This window comes from Psychrobacter sp. Pi2-52 (assembly GCF_904846705.1).
GTDB lineage: Bacteria > Pseudomonadota > Gammaproteobacteria > Pseudomonadales > Moraxellaceae > Psychrobacter.
The window spans coordinates 1-19,390 of record NZ_CAJHBS010000023.1; the positions used below are offsets into that span (position 1 = coordinate 1).

The following is a 19,390-nucleotide window of genomic DNA, read 5'->3' on the forward strand; positions in this document are numbered from 1 at the left end:
TTTTATGATTATGTTTGATGACCGTATCAGTAAGCATTTAATCTAAATGGCAGTTACACAGAATCTGGGATGGTCTCGTTATATAGAACAGTATTTCAAACTAGCTCAGTTAATCTTAACGAAGCAACTTGAGACGCCAAAACACCCTATATATCACTCAGCTCGTTTAACGCAGATAGCGCCTGCTCCGCCTTATCATCCGATACAAATATATGGTCATGATAATAGGCAGCGATCACATTGGCACTGATACCCTTTGAGGTCAGTTTGGTTGACACGGCTGCGGTTAGACCTACTGCTTCTAGACTTGAATGCACCGTCAAAGTGATTTGGCGAAACACACTTTCATAATGCAAACCTGCTTTATCAGCCTTGTCTTTTGTTAAAACCAGAGTCAGCCCCTCTGTCTCTACAAACGTCGCAATTGGCGCTAAGTTTACGTATTCTGCTAGTTGACCTTTTACGGTACAAAACACAAATAACTCATCAACCAGTGCTGGCTGCATCGAACTCAATAGCTCATTGATATCTGTAATTCCTGACATTTTATTCTTCCTTATTTGGCTTATCTTAATCTTTGTTGACCGCAATTTTAGCATGGGTGTCATTACCTATTCTCGTGAAAACACGGTATAAACGCTAGCCTTTATTTCCAAACACTCAACTCTTAAACACAAAAAAGGTGAGCCTAAGCCCACCTTTTTACTTCAAAAACAGCTATCTAAAACTATAAGCAATTGCTAGAGGTTTGAGTAGCGAGGAAAACATGCGCAAGCACTACATGTCGTAGGCTCAGCAAGTTTGACGACGCTAATCAAGCATCTAGGTTTGCGACTAGCGTAACCAAGCGCGAGCGTTACGGAACATACGCATCCACGCGCCGTCTTCGTCCCATTCTTCTGGTTTCCAGCTGTGGTTATAGGCTTTTAGGTTACGCTCAGGATGCGGCATCATGATAGTGACGCGACCATCAGTGCTACACAGACCCGTGACACCGCCGACCGAACCGTTTGGATTGAGCGGATACGTCTCGGTTGGATGACCTTGGCTATCGACATAACGCATCGCAAGCTGACCGTGTTTTGCCATACCGTCGATTTCGTTGTTGTCTAGTGTGGCATAACCTTCACCATGTGCCACAGCGATTGGCAAGATACTGTCTTGCATGCCTTTGAACAGGATAGACTTGGTACGCTCAATTTTCACATTGACCGTACGCGCTTCAAAACGAGCCGATTGGTTGGCGATGAAGCGTGGGAAGTTATCTGCACCTGGGATGAGGTCTTTTAACTGAGCCATCATCTGACAACCGTTACAGACACCTAATGAGAAGGTATCAGGACGGGCAAAGAAGCGGACAAACTGCATGCGTAGCTCGTCATGGAACAAGATAGAGTTCGCCCAGCCAGAGCCTGCGCCCAGTACATCACCATAACTAAAGCCACCACAAGCGACCAGACCGTCGAACTCACGTAGATTTATGCGGCCACTGAGTAGATCACTCATGTGTACATCGACTGCTTCAAAGCCAGCTTGGGTAAAGCCTGCTGCCATCTCTGTCTGACCATTGACGCCTTGCTCACGCAAGATAGCGACTCTTGGCTTATTCTCGCGACTGGCTAAATATGGTTCTTCAACTTTTTGATTGAGATCAAAGTTCGGCGCAGCGATCAGGCCTTGATGGCTCGCGTCGCTAATCAAGTCATACTCTTGCTGTACGCACGCTGGGTTATCACGGCGACGCGCGATTTGATAGCTGACCTGCGTCCATGCTTGCTGTAACTCAGAACGCTTAAAGCGTAAGGTGTCGTCACCCATAAGCGTTGGCGTTTGGATCAGTAGGCTGTCTTCTTCAGAGCTTTGACCGACGAGGCTGAGCATATCGCTGACGTTAAATTCTTCTGCCAATTGCATGAGCGCCGCAACGTTTTCTGGCAATACTTGGATAACTGCACCTAGCTCTTCACTGAACAGTTGACCGAGTAAATTATCGTCATTTAATGACAGCTTGATACCCTGACGGCTAGTGAACTGCATCTCAGCGATGGTCGCAAGCAGACCGCCATCACCGATATCGTGATAGGCGCTGATGACGCCTTGCTCATTGCCTGCTTGGATAAAGTTAAAGAAGTCGACCAAATCGCTTGGCTGCGCTAAATCTGGGCAATCGTTACCCAACTGGCTCAGCGTTTGCGCAAGGATTGAACCGCCTAGACGCAGCTTGCCTTTAGACAAATCAATACGGTAGAACGCGCTATCGCCATTGATTAGCTCAGGGGTTAACGTTTTTGCCACATCAACCACAGGGGCAAAGGCAGTAATCACCAAGCTCATTGGTGACACGACTGATTTGTCTTGATTGTCGCCATTGTCGTTATCAGTCCAATTGGCACGCATGGATAGCGAGTCTTTACCAACTGGAATAGCGATACCCAGTGCTGGGCATAGCTCTTCGCCAACGGCATGTACGGCGTCGAACAATGCAGCATCTTCTACGTCATCACCACACGCGGCCATCCAGTTCGCTGACATCGTAATGTCAGACAATTGAGCGATACGCGCACCAGCGATGTTAGTAATCGCTTCACCAACTGCTAGACGCGCAGAGGCTTTTGGACTAATCAGGGCAACAGGCGTACGCTCGCCGACACTCATTGCTTCGCCAGTCATTGGCTGACCATCTAGCGCCACTAAGCCAGAAGCAGTCACCGCACAATCTGATACAGGCACTTGATAGCGACCCACATACTGATCACGCACGACCATACCCGTGATAGAACGGTCACCAATGCTAATCAAGAATGACTTGCTCGCCACGGTTGGATGACGCAATACATCGGTGATTGACTCGGCTAAATTCACATCACCAAGCTCTAATGCTGGCAAAGTGCTCTCGGTACGCTCAAAGCTGCGTTGCATTTTTGGTGTACCGCCGAGCAATACTTGCATCGGCATATCGACTGGTTGCTCGTCCAATAGCTCATCATCAACGATTAGCTGGCGAATATCCGTCGCCTCGCCCAAGATGGCATATGGGCAGCGCTCACGGGCACAGATGGCATCGAACTGATCTTTGCTCTCTGGGCGAATCGCGAGGACATAACGCTCTTGCGCTTCGTTTGACCAGATGGCCATTGGCGACATGCCAGCTTCTAACGATGGAATCTTACGCAAGTTCAGATGCGCGCCCATTTCATGATCATTGACCAGTTCTGGCATCGCATTAGATAGACCACCTGCCCCTACATCATGTAGTGAGACAATTGGGTTGCCGTCTTTACTGTTATTACTCACATCGGCATCATCACCCGCTAGTGCCCAGCAGCGATCAAGGACTTCTTGGCAACGACGCTCCATCTCAGCATTATCGCGCTGAACTGAAGCAAAGTCTAAGCCTTCATCAAGGTCACCACTATCGACCGACGATGCTGCACCGCCGCCCAGACCGATTTGCATCGCAGGGCCACCAAGGACGATGAGCAAATCGCCTTTTTGGATGGCATTTTTTTCAATCAGGTTGCGTTTGATATTGCCGTAACCACCTGCCAGCATGATTGGCTTGTGATAGCCGCGCATCTCGCTACCGTCTTTTGCCGCAGAGGTATCTAGCTGAAAACTACGGAAGTAACCGCATAGATTTGGACGACCAAACTCGTTTGAAAAGTTGGCTGAGCCTAGTGGCGCTTCGGTCATGATCTCAAGGCTGGTTGCCATACGATCTGGCGTACCATAATCCTGTGTGCTCAATTGACCTGACTGCTCCCACTTTTCGCTAAGCTCTGGGATATGCAGATGTGATACGTGGAATCCTGTTAGACCTGCTTTTGGCTTACCGCCACGACCAGTCGCGCCTTCATCACGAATCTCACCGCCCGCACCTGTTGCCGCACCCGAATAAGGGGCAATCGCTGTTGGGTGATTGTGCGTTTCAACTTTCATTAAGATATCGATGTTCTCTTGATGAAAGTCATAAGGATGGACTGATTTGGCATCCATCGCGTCAGTTGGGATAGGATAAAAACGCATGCCATCAGACCCTGCCATCACCGCAGCGTTGTCTTTATACGCTGACAAGATACCTTGTGGGTTCGACTGGTACGTGTTTTTAATCATTTGGAACAGTGACTTTGGTTGTACTTCACCATCAACTGTCCACTGAGCATTGAAAATCTTATGACGGCAATGCTCTGAGTTGGCCTGTGCAAACATCATCAGCTCAACGTCAGTTGGGTTGCGTTTCAACTCATTGACATAGGCATTCATCAGATAGTCGATATCTTCACTTGATAACGCAAAGCCGAACTCGGTATTAGCTGATTCTAGCGCTGCCTGACCTTGTCCGATCACGTCGATATGATTCAATGATGCTGGCGCTTGATCGTCAAACAATTTGCTGACATCGCTCAAGTCATAAACCAAGCTCTGCGTCATACGGTCAAACAACAATTGCTCAGCGTCTACTGGTAGTTTTTCGCCTGCGTCACCGTCTATTTTTTCATCGAGGGTTAACGTATAAACAACGACACGCTCAACACGATTGATCTCGATTTCACAGTTATTAAAGATATCTGTCGCTTTACTTGCCCATGGCGATATCGTACCAAAACGTGGCCCAACGATGACTTGTAGTTGGTTGTCTTGCGGCGCATTTAGCGTTGCTGACTGGTCAACCGCTAGTAGATCTAGCGCTTTTTTATGTTCATCACCAGATAGCTCTCGTGATAGCACATACACTTGCTGTGTACTTATTTGACTGACATTTAGCTCGGTTTTTTGCTGAAACTGACTGATGAGTTGCTGCGTCTGAAAATCGGTAAGAAACGGTTGTCCGGCGATGGTCATCATAAAGGCATAATCCGTAAGATCAAGGCATCTCTGCCATGCTAAGTAAATGGTCTGGGTATTATAACAAGAAGACCTGTAATAAGCAGGTCTAAACCGAGATAAATTGCCGATAAGTTGCATTCTATCGCGACTTACTATTTGCGAATCGATAATTCAAAAAAGTATCTTTTTAAGTCGTTTTTGAATTATCCATCGAAAAATAGAACGCTCAAATCTACGCTGTCACAATTTTTACCTAACCTTCATATTCCTTACAAACACTCACATCGCATTACTGGGAACCTATATAAATGTAGAGTCACAACTCGGTATTCTAGTCTCAGTTGTTAAGGCAACAATGACGTTTAACTCTTGAATTTATTTAATGGTTAGACATATCTAGCCTAAAGAAAAATTACTATAAATAATCAACTGTTCAATTCGGCGAATTAAAACAACGCTATATAAGCTCAATTAAAACACTATAAAAAAGGAAACTTACTATGAGTAGACAAGACCATATCGATAAAGTACAAGAACTGGTAAAAGAAGTGAAATTTGCCATGATGACCACTCGTACTCATGAAGGCCATTTACATGCCTGCCCAATGACCACCAGCGAGACGAGCATTGGCGCAAAAGAAATTTGGTTCATTGGTGATAAGACTACCGAAACCATCAAAGATATTGAAAAAGACCCACAAGTGAACTTGGCCTATGTCAGTCAAGATTCAAAAGACTACGTCTCAATTAACGGTAAAGCAGAATTGGTCGAAGACCAAGAGAAGTTAGATGAGCTATGGTCGCCAATTTACAATGCGTTTTATGAGCAAGGTAAAGAAGATCCAAATGTGCAATTAATCAAAATCGTCCCACATGGTGCAGAATATTGGCTAAGCGGTAGCTCAGTAGTTAATATGTTTAAGATGACCACTGCTGCAGTAATGGACGGCAAGAAAGCAACCAATTTAGGTGAAAATAACTCTGTGACGTTATAAGTTATCTAATCCATAAATAGTAGAAAAAAAACGCCAGTGGCTAATGCGACTGGCGTTTTTTATTGTTTAAATTTTATGCTAACTATTTTTGTCTTATGGAGTTAACCGCTTTGTTTTAAATAAGGCCAAGCAGCTTTTAGATAGATCATCATCGACCATAAGGTAAGTATCACAGCGGCGACCATTAATACATAACCGATGGTTTCAAGCGACTGCCAATTAAGCAGTAGTACGGTAATTGCTACCATCTGAAACGTGGTTTTTAGTTTGCCTACATAAGATACGGCGACGCTAGTGCTCTTACCTAGCTCTGCCATCCACTCACGTAACGCTGATACTGCGATTTCACGCGAGATAATGACGATAGCCGCTATCGCCATAATGATATTGGGATGCCACTGTACAAGGACAATGAGCGCTACAGCTACCATCAACTTATCAGCGACAGGGTCCAAAAAGCGACCAAAGGCTGACATAACATTAAGTCTACGAGCAAAATACCCATCGAGCCAATCGGTAATCGCAGCAATAATAAAGACGCCAGTCAATAATAAATGGCGCAACAAGCTATCACTAAACTCGCTCATCCCAACGCGCGCAATGACATTGTCTGAAATCGCAGGCATACCAATACCCATGGCTGGCGGCCAATAAGCAATCGCGACAAATAGCGGAATCATCAAGATACGCGCAATCGTAAGGTTGTTAGGCAAGTTAAAAATACTCTTGGTATTTTGCGAACTTGGCGGTTCTTCCTGCGTATGCAAATGCGTGCTGTCAGTCATGGCAAACCCAGTTTAATATGAACATAATAATGGCAGATAGCTTAGCATTTTTCGGACAAGGCGTCATGCCATCTCTGCAGCGATTGAGTTATCAAAGATATAAAGAAAGGTATCAAGAGTGACTAAATGACCTTCTATCGACATAAGCTATTGAAATTATTGGCAGCCTTTATTAATGATTTCACCATAAAGCTGCTCTACTTACTCTAAATATCAGTGCTTCATACCAGTCTTGGCGTCTTTTGGAATTTTACAACGTAATATACTGTAACCAAAACCGCCAGACAGCACTCAATTGCGCTATCATAGCGACTGTACCAGAACACTTGTACACTTAAATCAGTAAATATAAATAGCTAAGTAAATATCTCCACCTATTGTATTGATAATTATTACCCTTATAAATAACAGTAGAGAGCACCAATAATTACAACAACTCTTGACCACGGCCTGTGTAGCTCATACATGACCCGTTTTCCTCAGCCCACAGTACCTCCTCTGTGGGCCTTTTTTTGCTTACGTTTTGCTAAACCCAAATATCACTTAAACACTAGCTTTGAAATAAGCCTCAGTTCTAAACAATGTAAAATAATGAGCATGGATATCACGCTTACTGCGTTTGCATAATTGCCTTAACAGTTTGCTGCGCCATTCGATAGCAGCTCTCAATATTACCTTTCGCACACCAGTCACCACTGACGATCCATTGCTTGGTTGCATCGATTAAGATGCCTAGCTCTTCAGCATCTGTGTTCACTACAGTTGCCGCATAACGCCAACGATGGCAGTCTGTTTGGCTAGGTGCGCTAGCTTCGTTCCAATTTAATGCTTGTTTTGCCGCCTGTAATAATTGTTCTTCGACTGACTCCATATCGTCATCGACGTGGGCTTCTGACCAGTCATTACGTGCATGGATGGTGACACTTGGTAGTAGCTCATCACGAGCAGGTTTTTGATGCTCAATAAATATCCTATCGAGAACAGCGCTATTTAAATAAGCGACATCCCATTGCGGTGCAAGTTGGCCATTTAATGTCTCAGGTAGCTTTTGGACATCATCCCAACCAAGCATCAACGTATAGCAGGCTTGCATTTGCGGTTTAGTAATTTTGTCTTGCTGACTAAACTTACTATCTGCCATCAACTCTACCGCCTGACCATTTGGCGCTGTGCAAATAACCCAATCAAACCAGCCCAGACTGGCGCCAGTTTCGTCAAATAGCTCAGTTTGCTTGCTGTCTTGATTATGAGTCTGGTTCTGGATCTGATGCTGAGACTGCTGCGTGTTTTGATGGTGCAAATACTGAGCGAGCGGTGCGACACGGGTCTTAAATACTATGGTCGTATACTTGAGCGCGGCGGCCAATTCACGGCCCCAACTGGTCATTTTCGGTGTGCTGATATAGCGAGCATGCACTGCATCCCATTGTTCTTTGCTTTGGATATTAGACGACTGCTCATTGTCATCTGCCGGGGTTAACTCAACCACTTCGGCACACCATGGTTGTAGCAACCCTGTATCTAACCAAGGCGCGATAAACTGTTGAAAGTCAGCAGTTTTCGCAGTAAAAAACTGCGCTCCGAATGACCATTGCCAATTTTTATCAGTTTTACTATCGCTGCGATAGCGGGTCGCTAAACGGCCTACACTGCGTGATTTTTCAAAGATAGTGATTTGCAGGGTGTTAGATGACGAGCTTGATTGGTTTGACGCTCTCTCTAATAGTGTTGCGGTAAGCAATCCCGTTAGGCCACCACCGATGATGGCAATTTTTGGGGCAGATAGAACAGTTGAGCACAAAGCATGATCAGTCATAATGACAGTAGACCTTATAAAGTATTTATGAGTCGCTACTATATTAATTAGCTAGCCTAGTAAGTACCGAGTGGCTCGTCAATTAATCCTCAATTAAAATGGTAACGATGTTGTCTTGTTAGCATTATTGAACCTTCAAAATGAGCCAATATCAATATCGTCTACGTAAAAAAGCCATGCTATTCTCGATAACATGGCTTTTATTTAACTTCGATATATGAATATTAATGGCTAGTACTGAATAACTATCCTTAACAATACAGGGTCGTTAGCAGACTGACTTACTCTCCACGACCCGCTTTTACTTCTTCAACCAAGTCATTAATTACCGAGCTATCGGCAAGCGTAGATAGATCGCCCAGTCCCACATATTGCCCTGCTGCAAGGTTACGCAAGATACGGCGCATGATTTTTCCTGAGCGCGTTTTTGGTAGTGCATCAACCATATAGATGGCATCTAAAGTCGCAATTGGTCCAATCTCGGCACGCACATGGCGTTTTAATTCTGCTTTTAGATCGTCGGTCTTTTCTTCACCTGACTTTAGAATGATAAATGCACAGATACCTGTACCGCGTATCTCATGCGGCATACCGACAATCGCAGCTTCAGCAGTTGCAGGGTGCGCAACCACGGCGCTCTCGATCTCTGCTGTGCCCAAGCGATGCCCTGCCACGTTGAGTACATCGTCGACACGACCAGTAATCCAGTAATGCCCATCTTCATCACGCTGAGCGCCATCACCCGTGAAATAATGACCCGGATAATCGCTAAAGTAAGTCTTCAAAAAGCGTGGATGGTCATTGTAGATAGTACGCATCTGCCCTGGCCAACCGCTACTGATCACCAAATTGCCTTCTGCAGGGCCTTCTAAAATCGCACCATCACTATCGACGACTTCTGGTTTGACACCATATAGCGGTGTCATTGCCGCGCCCGGTTTGAGATCGACCGTGCCTGGTATTGGCGCCATTAAGATACCACCAGTCTCGGTCTGCCACCATGTATCGACGATAGGACATTTACCATCACCGACGACATTGTAGTACCAGTCCCACGCTTCTGGGTTGATCGGCTCACCGACCGACCCTAGCAGACGCAAACTAGAACGATCCGACTCACGAACAAAAGCATCGCCCTCTTTCATCATCGCGCGAATAGCTGTTGGGGCGGTATATAGGATAGTCACGTCATGCTTATCAATAATATGACCGATACGTGCCCATGTTGGATGTTCTGGCACACCTTCGAACATTACCGTCGTCGTACCATTGGCCAGTGGTGCATAGGTTGAGTACGTGTGGCCAGTAATCCAGCCCACATCTGCCGTACACCAATAGACGTCATCTTCTTTGATATCAAACACATCACGGAACGTTGAGATAGCATAGGTAATATAGCCGCCTGTAGTATGCACTACACCTTTTGGCTTACCTGTCGAACCAGAGGTATATAATAAGAATAGCGGGTCTTCGGCATTCATGACTTCAGGCTCGCAGATCTCTGATTGACCATCGACCAAATTGTGGTACCACACATCACGGCGCCCACTCATCGGTATAGAGTTACCCGTACGATGAACGACGATGACTTTTTCGACACTCTCAGTACCATCCATGTCGAGTGCGTGATCGACATTGGCTTTGAGTGGTGTGTGCTTACCGCCGCGTAAACCTTCGTCAGCTGTGATAACAACTTTTGAGCGACTATCTATCAAGCGATTGCCCAGACTCTCGGCAGAAAAACCACCAAATACCACTGAATGCACCGCACCAATACGCGCACATGCCAGCATCGCTACCATGGCTTCCGGTATCATCGGCATATACAAGGTGACACGATCACCTTTTACAACGCCAAGTTTGCGTAATGAATTACCTAAGCGGCAGACAGCTTCGTGCAACTCTTTAAAAGAGATGATTTTGTGCAGTGAAGGGTGATCACCTTCCCAGATGATAGCAGGCTTGTATGGGTTTTCTTCGAGGTGACGATCAAGACAGTTGACTGAAATATTCAGCTCACCATCCTCAAACCATTTGATGCTAAAATCGTCTAAGTCATAATTGACATTACTGACTTTGGTCGGTTTCTTTATCCAATCGATTAGCTCAGCGCGCTTCGCCCAAAAAGCATCACTTGCTTCTGTTGATTCGATGGATTGTCCGTAGTCTTTGAGGTACTGTTCAGGTGTGGTATTGGCAGCAGCCATAAACTCGGCTGAGATAGGAAATGATTTCTGAGTCATAGTATTTGGTCCCTTTTAATTATTATGACCTACATGGGTGTTCGTCTATGACGCGCCCCATGTAAGCAATAAGAGTCATCTTCCATAATGTGTGACGCTCATCGTTAGTTTGACAAATAAGCGTGACCGTTGCAAGACATCAAAAGCCAAACATAACAATTTCACTGTACATCTGTATGTTTAGATAATTATATTAGTACTTATACTGGTACGTATAATGCTATTTATAGGGGCAGCTATCATAACGATAGTACTAAAATGACAGCTGGTTGTGATCACACGGTAACAGCGTATGGCTTAGGGCATTTAATCCTTGTAACCTTTAGTGAAATATGGAAAATAGCTACACTAAACATACTGCTTCATTTAACAAAATGTCAGCCGCGTTTTTAATAAAAACAATGCTTGGCCTGGTTATACTTTTTTCACCCCATCGTTTTACGAGACCGCAATGACTAATCAACGCAATGCACAAAACCATACTCACTATGACGTCATTATCATCGGCGCTGGCGCTTCAGGATTGTATTGTGCGCTCACTGCTGGTCGCCGCGGCCGCCGTGTCTTGGTGTTGGATCATGCCAATAAAGCTGGCAAGAAGATTTTGATGTCGGGTGGTGGGCGCTGCAACTTCACCAATTACTTTGTAGAGCCTGAACATTTTATTGGTGCCAATCCCCACTTCTGCAAATCAGCACTGAGTCGTTATCCAAGTTGGGAGTTTATCGGCATGGTAGAGTCGCATAAGATTGCCTATCATGAACGCGAACACGGTCAGCTGTTCTGTGATAACTCGGCACAAGACATCTTATCTATGCTCCTAGATGAATGCACGACTGTAGGCGTACAAGTAAAGCTTAATGCTCAGATTGATCACGTTAAAACTGCTGCTCATGATAACGGTGAGCGCTTTTATCTAACGACGAGCAAAAAGCTTGGTAAAAAAGACATTGCGAACGTCACTCAATCTTCGCAGACAGGCTATAGCTGCGAGTCTTTAGTCATCGCCACTGGTGGACTATCTATCCCGACCATGGGCGCAAGCGGCTTGGGTTATGAAGTGGCGCAGCAGTTCGGGCATACTCTTGTGCCTACTGACGCTAGCCTTGTACCCTTTACCTTCACTGACAAAACAGGCGAGCTTATCCGTGCTTTGGCTGGTATCAGTCTGCCAGTTATTGCCAGTAATGAGCGTATCTCTTTTAAATTGCCCGTCCTATTTACCCATCGTGGTCTCTCTGGCCCTGCCATGCTACAGCTCTCCAACTATTGGCAGACTGGGGAAACCATCAGTATCAATCTGTTGCCTGAAATAGACGTCACTGAGCTTTTACTTGCTCGCAAAAAGTCACATCCACGCCAGCTTATTCGTACCGTATTGGCAGAAAACACAGATAATGCATTACCCAAGAAGCTATTAGCAGCACTACAGACGCATCTGTGGGAAGACATCAAAGATACCGAGCTTGCCAATATAAAAGACGAGCGCCTTACTGAATTGGGCGCGACAATCAATGGCTGGCGACTCAAACCCTCTGGTACTGAAGGCTACCGTACCGCTGAGGTCACACGCGGCGGCGTCAAAACTGATGAGGTTTCTTCAAAAACGATGCAAAGCAATTTACAAGACGGCTTATACTTTATCGGTGAGGTGCTCGATGTGACTGGCTGGCTTGGCGGCTATAACTTTCAATGGGCTTGGGCGAGTGGTTTTGTGAGTGGTGAGACCGTCTAATCATGGACACTTATAAGTGTTTAACATTTGCTTAATCGCTGCTGACAGCACTAGGAATGAAATAGTAATAAAAACTCATACAATCTACTCTTATATTCATAGTAGTATTACTTAATAATAGCTTTTCTATTGATAGTAATTCTAATTAGACTAATGAGGTGACCCATGCGTTCAATTAAACACATTCACGGTGAAAAAGAGTCGCACTGGGTAGGTGACGGCTTTTTTGTAAAAACTCTGATCAGTCATTTAGATGACAATCCAGACCTTAATTATAGCCATACTGATCCTTTCTTATTATTAGATTATGCCAAGCCAACAACGTTTTCACCCAATCCCTCTTATAAAATGCAGCCACATGGCGTTGGTCAACACCCACATAAAGGTTTTGAAACTGTCACCATTGCTTATGCAGGTGAGATTAGTCATGTAGATTCGACAGGTGGGCGCGGTGATATTTTAGAAGGTGATGTACAGTGGATGACTGCTGGTCGCGGTATTCTGCACGAAGAGTTCCACTCTGAAGCCTTTGGGCAACGTGGTGGTATATTTAGTATGGTGCAGTTATGGGTCAACTTGCCAAGGGCCCATAAACTGACCGACCCAAAATACCAATCTATCAAACGTGCTGATATGCCTATCGTTGATCTGATAGACAATAGCGACGAGCAAACTGTCATTGGCCAAGCTGCCATTATTGCCGGTGACTGGCATGGGATAGCGGGAGCAGCAACGACCTTTACGCCAGTCAATATGTGGGATATTGAGCTACATACAGCAGGTACAACCACGCTACAAGTACCGAAAACGCACAATACCCTACTCCTGGTACAAGAAGGTCAAATATTGGTCAACGGTACAGCCGTCAGCGCAGGCAGCCTAATTGAATTTTCAGCGCCTATTCGAAATCATGTAGGCACTCAATCTGAACATTCATCATTACCTGCTACTGATACTATCGAATTGACCTACCCTGCAACTACCACTGAGGCTACTCCTATCAAATTGCTACTGCTAAGCGGCGAGCCAATCGGAGAACCAGTCGCAGGTCATGGTCCTTTTGTCATGAACACCCAAGAAGAACTGCGTCAAACGTTCCGTGATTATCAAACAGGCAATTTTGGATATTAATCAAAATAAATGCGTAAAAAAAAGCCCTCTAACTATCGATAGTCAAAGGGCTTTTTTATAACGCGTTTGTCTGCCTATTCAGTGATACTGACGGATGGATAATTGCTTACACTTCATTCATAAACGGATAATCAGTGTAGCCAACCGTGCTGCCACCATAGAAGCTCTCTGGATGCTGCTCGTTGAGCGGTGCGCCCTCTTGAATACGTTCAGCGAGATCAGGGTTGGCAATATAATCACGACCGAATGCTACCGCATCGATATAGCCTGCTTTGATGTTCTTCTCAGCTTTGTCCGCATCATAGCCACCCGCCGCGATGATGGTCTGATCGAACGCATCACGGACACGCTGACGGAACTCATCGCTATACGGCGTACCACCTGCCCAATCTGGCTCTGACAGATGCAAATACATTAGACCACGCTTATTGATTTGTTCAATCAGCCAAATGTTATCGTCTTCTTCGTAGCCTCCCTCAACATTGTTGAATGTGCCCAGTGGCGAGATACGAATACCAATATGATCTGCATCCCAAGCATCCACACATGCATCGATAACATCTAAGGTCAGACGCGCGCGGTTTTCGCGGCTGCCACCGTATTCATCGTCACGCTGATTGGTATGCTCGGCCCAAAACTGATGCAGCAAATAACCATGCGCGCCATGAATCTCAATACCATCAAACCCCGCTTCCTGCGCGCACTTGGTTGCATGCGCAAAGTCAGTAACCACTTGCTGAATCTCATCAAGACTGGCTGGGCGCGGCGGCGTGGCATCCGCGCGAATGGCTTGGTTGTCACTATCACGCAATGAGGTACGGATACCTACATCGACATCTGAGGCTGAAATTGGCGCACGGCGTTCAGGTTGTACGCTTTCATGTGAGACAAGTCCTGTGTGCCATAGCTGGACGACGATCTTACCACCTTTGGCATGGACATTGTCAACGATGGCTTTCCATGCAGTGACTTGATCTTGAGTATGTAGCCCTGGTGCGCCTGCATAGCCTTTTGCTTGAAACGATACTTGCGTTGCCTCAGTGATGACAAGGCCCGCCCCTGCACGCTGCGAGTAGTACTCTGCTGCCCATGTGATAGGGACATCGCCTGGCTCAACGGCACGCAGACGTGTCAGTGGGGCCATCATAATGCGGTTTTTTAGCGTTTGTGTGCCCATTTTTACAGGCTCAAATAAAATATCGTGTGCCATAATCTGTCCTATTGGTTATTGTCGCTATTTATGATCTTTAGTTATAGCAACCATCATTCATACTGATTATTATCGAATGCTGTTTAGAAAAACTTATAATATCATTAGTAAATCTACGTTTAGCGCCTACCTTTATAGGGAACAGATTTCATTATTCCAAGCAATATTTACAAACAGATACAACAATATTCACCTATACAAATCTTCGTATCTGTTTACTACGAAGACTGTTTACTAAGCCTTAAATACTGTTCGTCTGGGTCTTGTCTTTTGGCTTTAGCATTTTCTTAATTGATAGCTCTAATGACAGATATGTGCCGATCAATATCACAATCGAACCAATGATAGCTTGTATATTTAGCGCCTCGCCAAGCAATAGATACCCTAAAATAATAGCAAAAATTGGGATGACTAAAGTAATACTGGTGGCGCGCGTCGGGCCAATATTTTTAATCAGCTGATTCATAAAGATAAGGGCAATGGCGGTCGAAAATACACCGATACAGATCACGGATACCCACGCCTTTATGCTGATATCTTTACCATAAGGGAACTCATTAAAAGCCACAGGCAGCATAATAATACTACCGATAATGAGCGAGCCTGCAGTGATAGCGACTGGCGATACTTCGTACAGGTAGTTCTTGGTGATGTTGGCCCCAAGCGCATAACCCACACAGGCCAGTAGTGCGTAACCCATTGGTAGTAGCCCTTCGACCAACCCTTTGCCTGGCTCGCCGCCACCAAACAAGCTTTCGCTCATCAGTATGATTACCCCGATCACCCCGATCACCAAACCTAGTGCTTGTTTTTTTGATAGCCTATCTTTAAAAAAGACTCTGGCGATAAAACCACTCATCATCGGCACAGAGGCATTTAGTACGGCTAGCACGCCTGCGTTCACTGACTGCGCGGAAAACGAGAACAACACAAAAGGCAGCGCTGCTGAAAACAAGCCAACGAGCGCTAGCATTTTCCAATGCTCCTTGATGCCTACTCTGTTTTTCTTATTGAGCAATACAAAGACCAACATGACCAATCCGGCGAATATCACACGCAAGCTGGCGAATGCCAATGAGCCAAACTCAGGCACGCCAATACGATAAAAAACGAAAGAGAGTGACCACATAAAAGAGAGCGTCACAAAGATGATGAGGTCACGGTTGGTCATTGGGTAATCCTATTAAGCGCTTAGACTGCGTTTACCAACTCGTGTCGGTCATAAGCGTCTGATGCGTTGTAAAAATTATCATGTGATTAAAAACTCATGATGATAACTTTTTAATTGTTTGATGGGTAATTTTTTATAAAATTTATAGTGAGTTTTTATCCACTTATTGATTTTTTTAGCACAGTTTTAAGGTTTTCACCTTTTTGATAATCTGTAAATTTGGACAAATCCCTTTTATTGAGCACCATACAGTAAGCAGCGCCTATCCTATATTTCTTATACTTTAGCCTATTCCAGCACCTTTCTATTCACATACTAAAGAACTCCAAAGTCATCCTTAAGTAAGTCATCCGTTCAATATCTACAAAAACAGATTCACGGTCATAGTAAATCCTACTTATAGCACTACTCTATAACAGCTACTCTTAATAATACTGTTGTTAAAAGTAGCTCTGATAAATCAATTCAAGTTTTACTTAAAATATATTAGTTGATATTTGTTTACTAATTTTCTAATATCTACAAGGTATTGGTTAGTATTTGGCAATACAAAAAATAGATGGCAAACATCATTAGTAGGATTTATAAATTATTGAGGAATGATTATGAAAAGGATAGCGTTATTTATCGGTATGATGTCAGTTGCAACGGCAGGTTTTTGCGGGGTTGGTCAGTTCTCAGATGAGACCACTTGCTATATTTATAAACAAGATAAACTGCAAAAAAAGCTGAACTGTCAGTATGAGGGCGCTGAGGGTGCAGCGATGAGTTATAGTTTTAGACAGGTCTCCTACAACCTGCCAGGATTTGGCAAAATGGCAACCTCTACCAGCGCAAACTATAACGACCGTAATGAAGTGACTGGATGGACGACCACCGTCAATGACGAGCCCGCGATCATCAGATATCGTCTGCCAACCAATCAGCGTATCGTCAGTGATGCTTATGCGCAGTCTGGTAAAGCAGTTATGCAATGTTATCTTAGTACAAAATCGCAGTGGGAGATTTGTGCTAAATAGAACAAAGTATTCTCAAAATTTATTGTTTTAAACTGTAATAAAGCTGAGCGTTTTGCTTGGCTTTTATTACCGCCCGCTAAAAACTGAAGCATCAACCTTAGCGCCCTTTTCTATGAAATTTTTTCACCGTTGTTTCTATATGCTCAACGTCTTCACCACTGTCAAAGCCACTGATAAAATCAACCTCCCTGTTAGACAGCCATTGAATTATAAGCTTGCATCAGTAAGAATGATGCTACCTACTCATAAAACCTGTTCACCAACCCAGTTTATTAAAGAGTCAAATACATGAAACTGCGCATTCTAAAATCTGCTGTGACCAATCCTTGGTTTAATCTTGCCACCGAGGATTGGATATTTAATACGCTCAATCCCGACTCGCATACCCTATTTTTATGGCGTAACTCTGAGACCGTGGTTATTGGACGCTCACAAAATCCATGGGTAGAGTGCAAAACCGACAAAATGGAAGCAGACGATGTGTTTTTAGCACGGCGTCAGAGCGGCGGCGGCGCAGTATTCCATGACTTGGGTAATACCAATTTTACTTTTTTATCGCCCAGTGATGCTTACGATCAAGAAGCAAACTTCACCGTCATCATCAATGCGCTTAAGAAACTCGGCATAGACGCCACGCTGTCTGGTCGTAACGATATGCAGGTCGGCGACCGCAAAATATCGGGTAGCGCATTTAGACATGCAGCCGATCGCAGCTTTCATCATGGCACATTGCTGGTCAATGCCAATATGCAAAAGCTTGGCGACTATCTGAACCCGCATCCGCTAAAGCTGAAAGCAAAAGGCATCAAATCTGTGCGCGCTCGCGTGGCAAACTTGGTAGATTTTAATGAGGCTATCAATCACGAGACCTTGTCTGATGCGATTATCGAAGCGTTCTGTGAATATCATGGAGAGACTGCACAGGTCGAGCAATTAGATGAAGCTAGCCTTGCTAAGCAGCCCACTCTAAACGCTTACTATCAGCAGATGGCAGACTGGGATTGGCGCTTTGGTAAAACGCCTGAGTTCACCCATCATATTGAGACGCGCTTTGATTGGGGCATGATGGATGTGCATATGGATGTGAAGCAAGCGATGATTACCGAAGTTGTCATCTTCTCTGATGCGCTAAATGTTGAGCTTATCGACCTGCTTAAGAATACATTGACTGGTGTTAAATATAATAAGCCTGAGATTAAAAACAAGCTCGATGACCTAACAAAAGCACAACCTGAGTTGGCAGCGCAAGTTAGTGATTTTGAGCAGTGGTTGGTTGGTGAGATGGAAGGTTAACTTTTAGTGTGTTGAGAAAATGAGATTTTCTGTAGGATGGCTGTCCTAGCCCAATTTGACAAACTTGATAGTTAAAGGAAAAACATGACAGCAATTTATTTTCCAAATAAGTGCGATGAAGCAGCAGTTTTTAGTTTTTGTAATGAAATAAATGCCTGCTCGGGGCAAGAGAAGATAGTAATAGATTTTTCAAGAATGGGCAGAGTGGAGCCTTTCACTATGATATATATAGTCAAATTCATTGGAGAATTTAATCGAGAAAATGAAAAAACAGTAATCCAGTGTTTTGGATATGAAAGCAAAGAATACGCAGCTAATATGGGGTTTTTTAAAGCATTTGGCTTAAACCATGGAAAAGCGCCAAGCTCTACTCAAGGTAATAGTAGGTTCATACCATTCACCATCATGTCGGTTCACACCATCAATGATGAAGCAGGCAAAAATTGGATGTCTGGACAAGACGTTATTGAAAAGCGCTCCAAGCAGTTAGCTGAAATTCTTTCTCAAGAAGAAGGTACAACCTTAGTTGATACACTAACTTATTCAATCCGAGAAATTATGCGTAATGTGTATGAACATAGTCACTCAGAGAAAATAGCATACTGTGCGCAATATTGGCCTACATATCATAAAGTAGAAATATCCATTGCTGACAAAGGAATAGGTTTAAGAAAGTCTTTGAAAAATAACCCTTTCATTGATATTGAAAGTGACTCAGATGCTATTCAACAAGCGTTAATGCCAGCAATTTCTAGCAAAAATTATGAGGGTAACAGTATAGATAAAGATGACCCTTGGCATAATTCTGGTTTTGGATTATATATGAGTAGTCGAATTTGTCGTTTAGGTGGCTCATTTCTAATATGTAGCGGTAGTCATGGAATCAAACTTACTACAGCAGAAAAAGAACATATGGAGTTGAATCATTTTTGCTCAGGAACCGTTGTTAGAATGGTTTTAGACACAAGCAAATTGACTGAGCTAACCTCTATGCTGACCATGTTTAGAGAAGATGGGTATGAAATAGCAAAAAATATAAAAGGCGTAGGTATGTACACTGCTTCCGCAGCCTCACAGATGCTATCTAGAGACTTCAAAAAGTAAACTTAATACAAAGCATATATAAATAACACCAACACCGCGAACAAAAAAACGGCGAGATAAT

Annotated in this window: 13 protein-coding genes; 6 read left to right on the forward strand and 7 right to left on the reverse strand. The window is 44.2% G+C overall.

Annotation, left to right across the window (positions count from 1 at the left end):
* Positions 1-146: 146 nt before the first annotated feature.
* Positions 147-545, reverse strand: coding sequence for an ACT domain-containing protein (locus JMY00_RS11380; RefSeq protein ID WP_201580229.1), 399 nt, complete (start codon positions 543-545; stop codon positions 147-149).
* Positions 546-834: 289 nt separating this feature from the next.
* Positions 835-4,845, reverse strand: coding sequence for a phosphoribosylformylglycinamidine synthase (gene purL, locus JMY00_RS11385; protein ID WP_201580230.1), 4,011 nt, complete (start codon positions 4,843-4,845; stop codon positions 835-837).
* Positions 4,846-5,327: 482 nt separating this feature from the next.
* On the opposite strand from purL, the gene JMY00_RS11390 reads away from it, so the two are divergent.
* Entirely contained in the window at positions 5,328-5,822 is a 495-nt protein-coding gene (locus tag JMY00_RS11390) for a pyridoxamine 5'-phosphate oxidase family protein (RefSeq protein WP_201580231.1), read from the forward strand.
* A 101-nt stretch (positions 5,823-5,923) separates the two neighbouring features.
* On the opposite strand, the gene pgsA is transcribed toward JMY00_RS11390, so the two are convergent.
* The 3 genes from pgsA to acs all read right to left on the reverse strand — a co-directional run bounded on the left by pgsA (position 5,924) and on the right by acs (position 10,666).
* Positions 5,924-6,607 carry a CDP-diacylglycerol--glycerol-3-phosphate 3-phosphatidyltransferase gene (gene pgsA, locus JMY00_RS11395; RefSeq protein ID WP_201580232.1) on the reverse strand — a complete coding sequence of 228 codons (684 nt, stop codon included), beginning with the start codon at positions 6,605-6,607 and terminating at the stop codon, positions 5,924-5,926.
* Between the two features lie 610 nt (positions 6,608-7,217).
* On the reverse strand, positions 7,218-8,423 hold the full coding sequence (locus JMY00_RS11400) for an NAD(P)-binding protein (protein ID WP_201580233.1): 1,206 nt from the start codon (positions 8,421-8,423) through the stop codon (positions 7,218-7,220).
* A gap of 281 nt (positions 8,424-8,704) precedes the next feature.
* Positions 8,705-10,666, reverse strand: a complete 1,962-nt coding sequence (acs, locus tag JMY00_RS11405) for an acetate--CoA ligase (protein WP_102094649.1) — start codon at positions 10,664-10,666, stop codon at positions 8,705-8,707.
* 451 nt (positions 10,667-11,117) lie between these two features.
* On the opposite strand from acs, the gene JMY00_RS11410 reads away from it, so the two are divergent.
* Positions 11,118-12,401 (forward strand): NAD(P)/FAD-dependent oxidoreductase, encoded by a 1,284-nt coding sequence (locus JMY00_RS11410; protein ID WP_201580234.1) that lies wholly within the window; start codon positions 11,118-11,120, stop codon positions 12,399-12,401.
* 165 nt (positions 12,402-12,566) lie between these two features.
* The gene (locus JMY00_RS11415; protein ID WP_201580235.1) at positions 12,567-13,532 is read left to right on the forward strand and encodes a pirin family protein; all 966 of its coding nucleotides are present in this window, start codon (positions 12,567-12,569) and stop codon (positions 13,530-13,532) included.
* Positions 13,533-13,638: 106 nt separating this feature from the next.
* On the opposite strand, the gene JMY00_RS11420 is transcribed toward JMY00_RS11415, so the two are convergent.
* Together JMY00_RS11420 and JMY00_RS11425 are read right to left on the reverse strand one after the other, a co-directional pair.
* A complete protein-coding gene (locus JMY00_RS11420; RefSeq protein WP_058024390.1) occupies positions 13,639-14,742 on the reverse strand; it encodes an alkene reductase in 1,104 nt (367 codons plus the stop codon).
* Between the two features lie 241 nt (positions 14,743-14,983).
* Positions 14,984-15,913: a DMT family transporter gene (locus tag JMY00_RS11425; RefSeq protein WP_101205127.1), complete on the reverse strand. Its 930-nt coding sequence runs from the start codon at positions 15,911-15,913 to the stop codon at positions 14,984-14,986.
* A gap of 605 nt (positions 15,914-16,518) precedes the next feature.
* Here JMY00_RS11425 and JMY00_RS11430 point away from each other — a divergent pair.
* The 3 genes from JMY00_RS11430 to JMY00_RS11440 all read left to right on the forward strand — a co-directional run bounded on the left by JMY00_RS11430 (position 16,519) and on the right by JMY00_RS11440 (position 19,329).
* Positions 16,519-16,932, forward strand: a complete 414-nt coding sequence (locus JMY00_RS11430; protein ID WP_102090860.1) for a hypothetical protein — start codon at positions 16,519-16,521, stop codon at positions 16,930-16,932.
* Positions 16,933-17,220: 288 nt separating this feature from the next.
* Entirely contained in the window at positions 17,221-18,225 is a 1,005-nt protein-coding gene (locus tag JMY00_RS11435; protein WP_201580236.1) for a lipoate--protein ligase, read from the forward strand.
* Positions 18,226-18,309: 84 nt separating this feature from the next.
* Positions 18,310-19,329 (forward strand): hypothetical protein, encoded by a 1,020-nt coding sequence (locus JMY00_RS11440; protein ID WP_201580237.1) that lies wholly within the window; start codon positions 18,310-18,312, stop codon positions 19,327-19,329.
* The last annotated feature ends 61 nt before the right edge of the window (positions 19,330-19,390 follow it).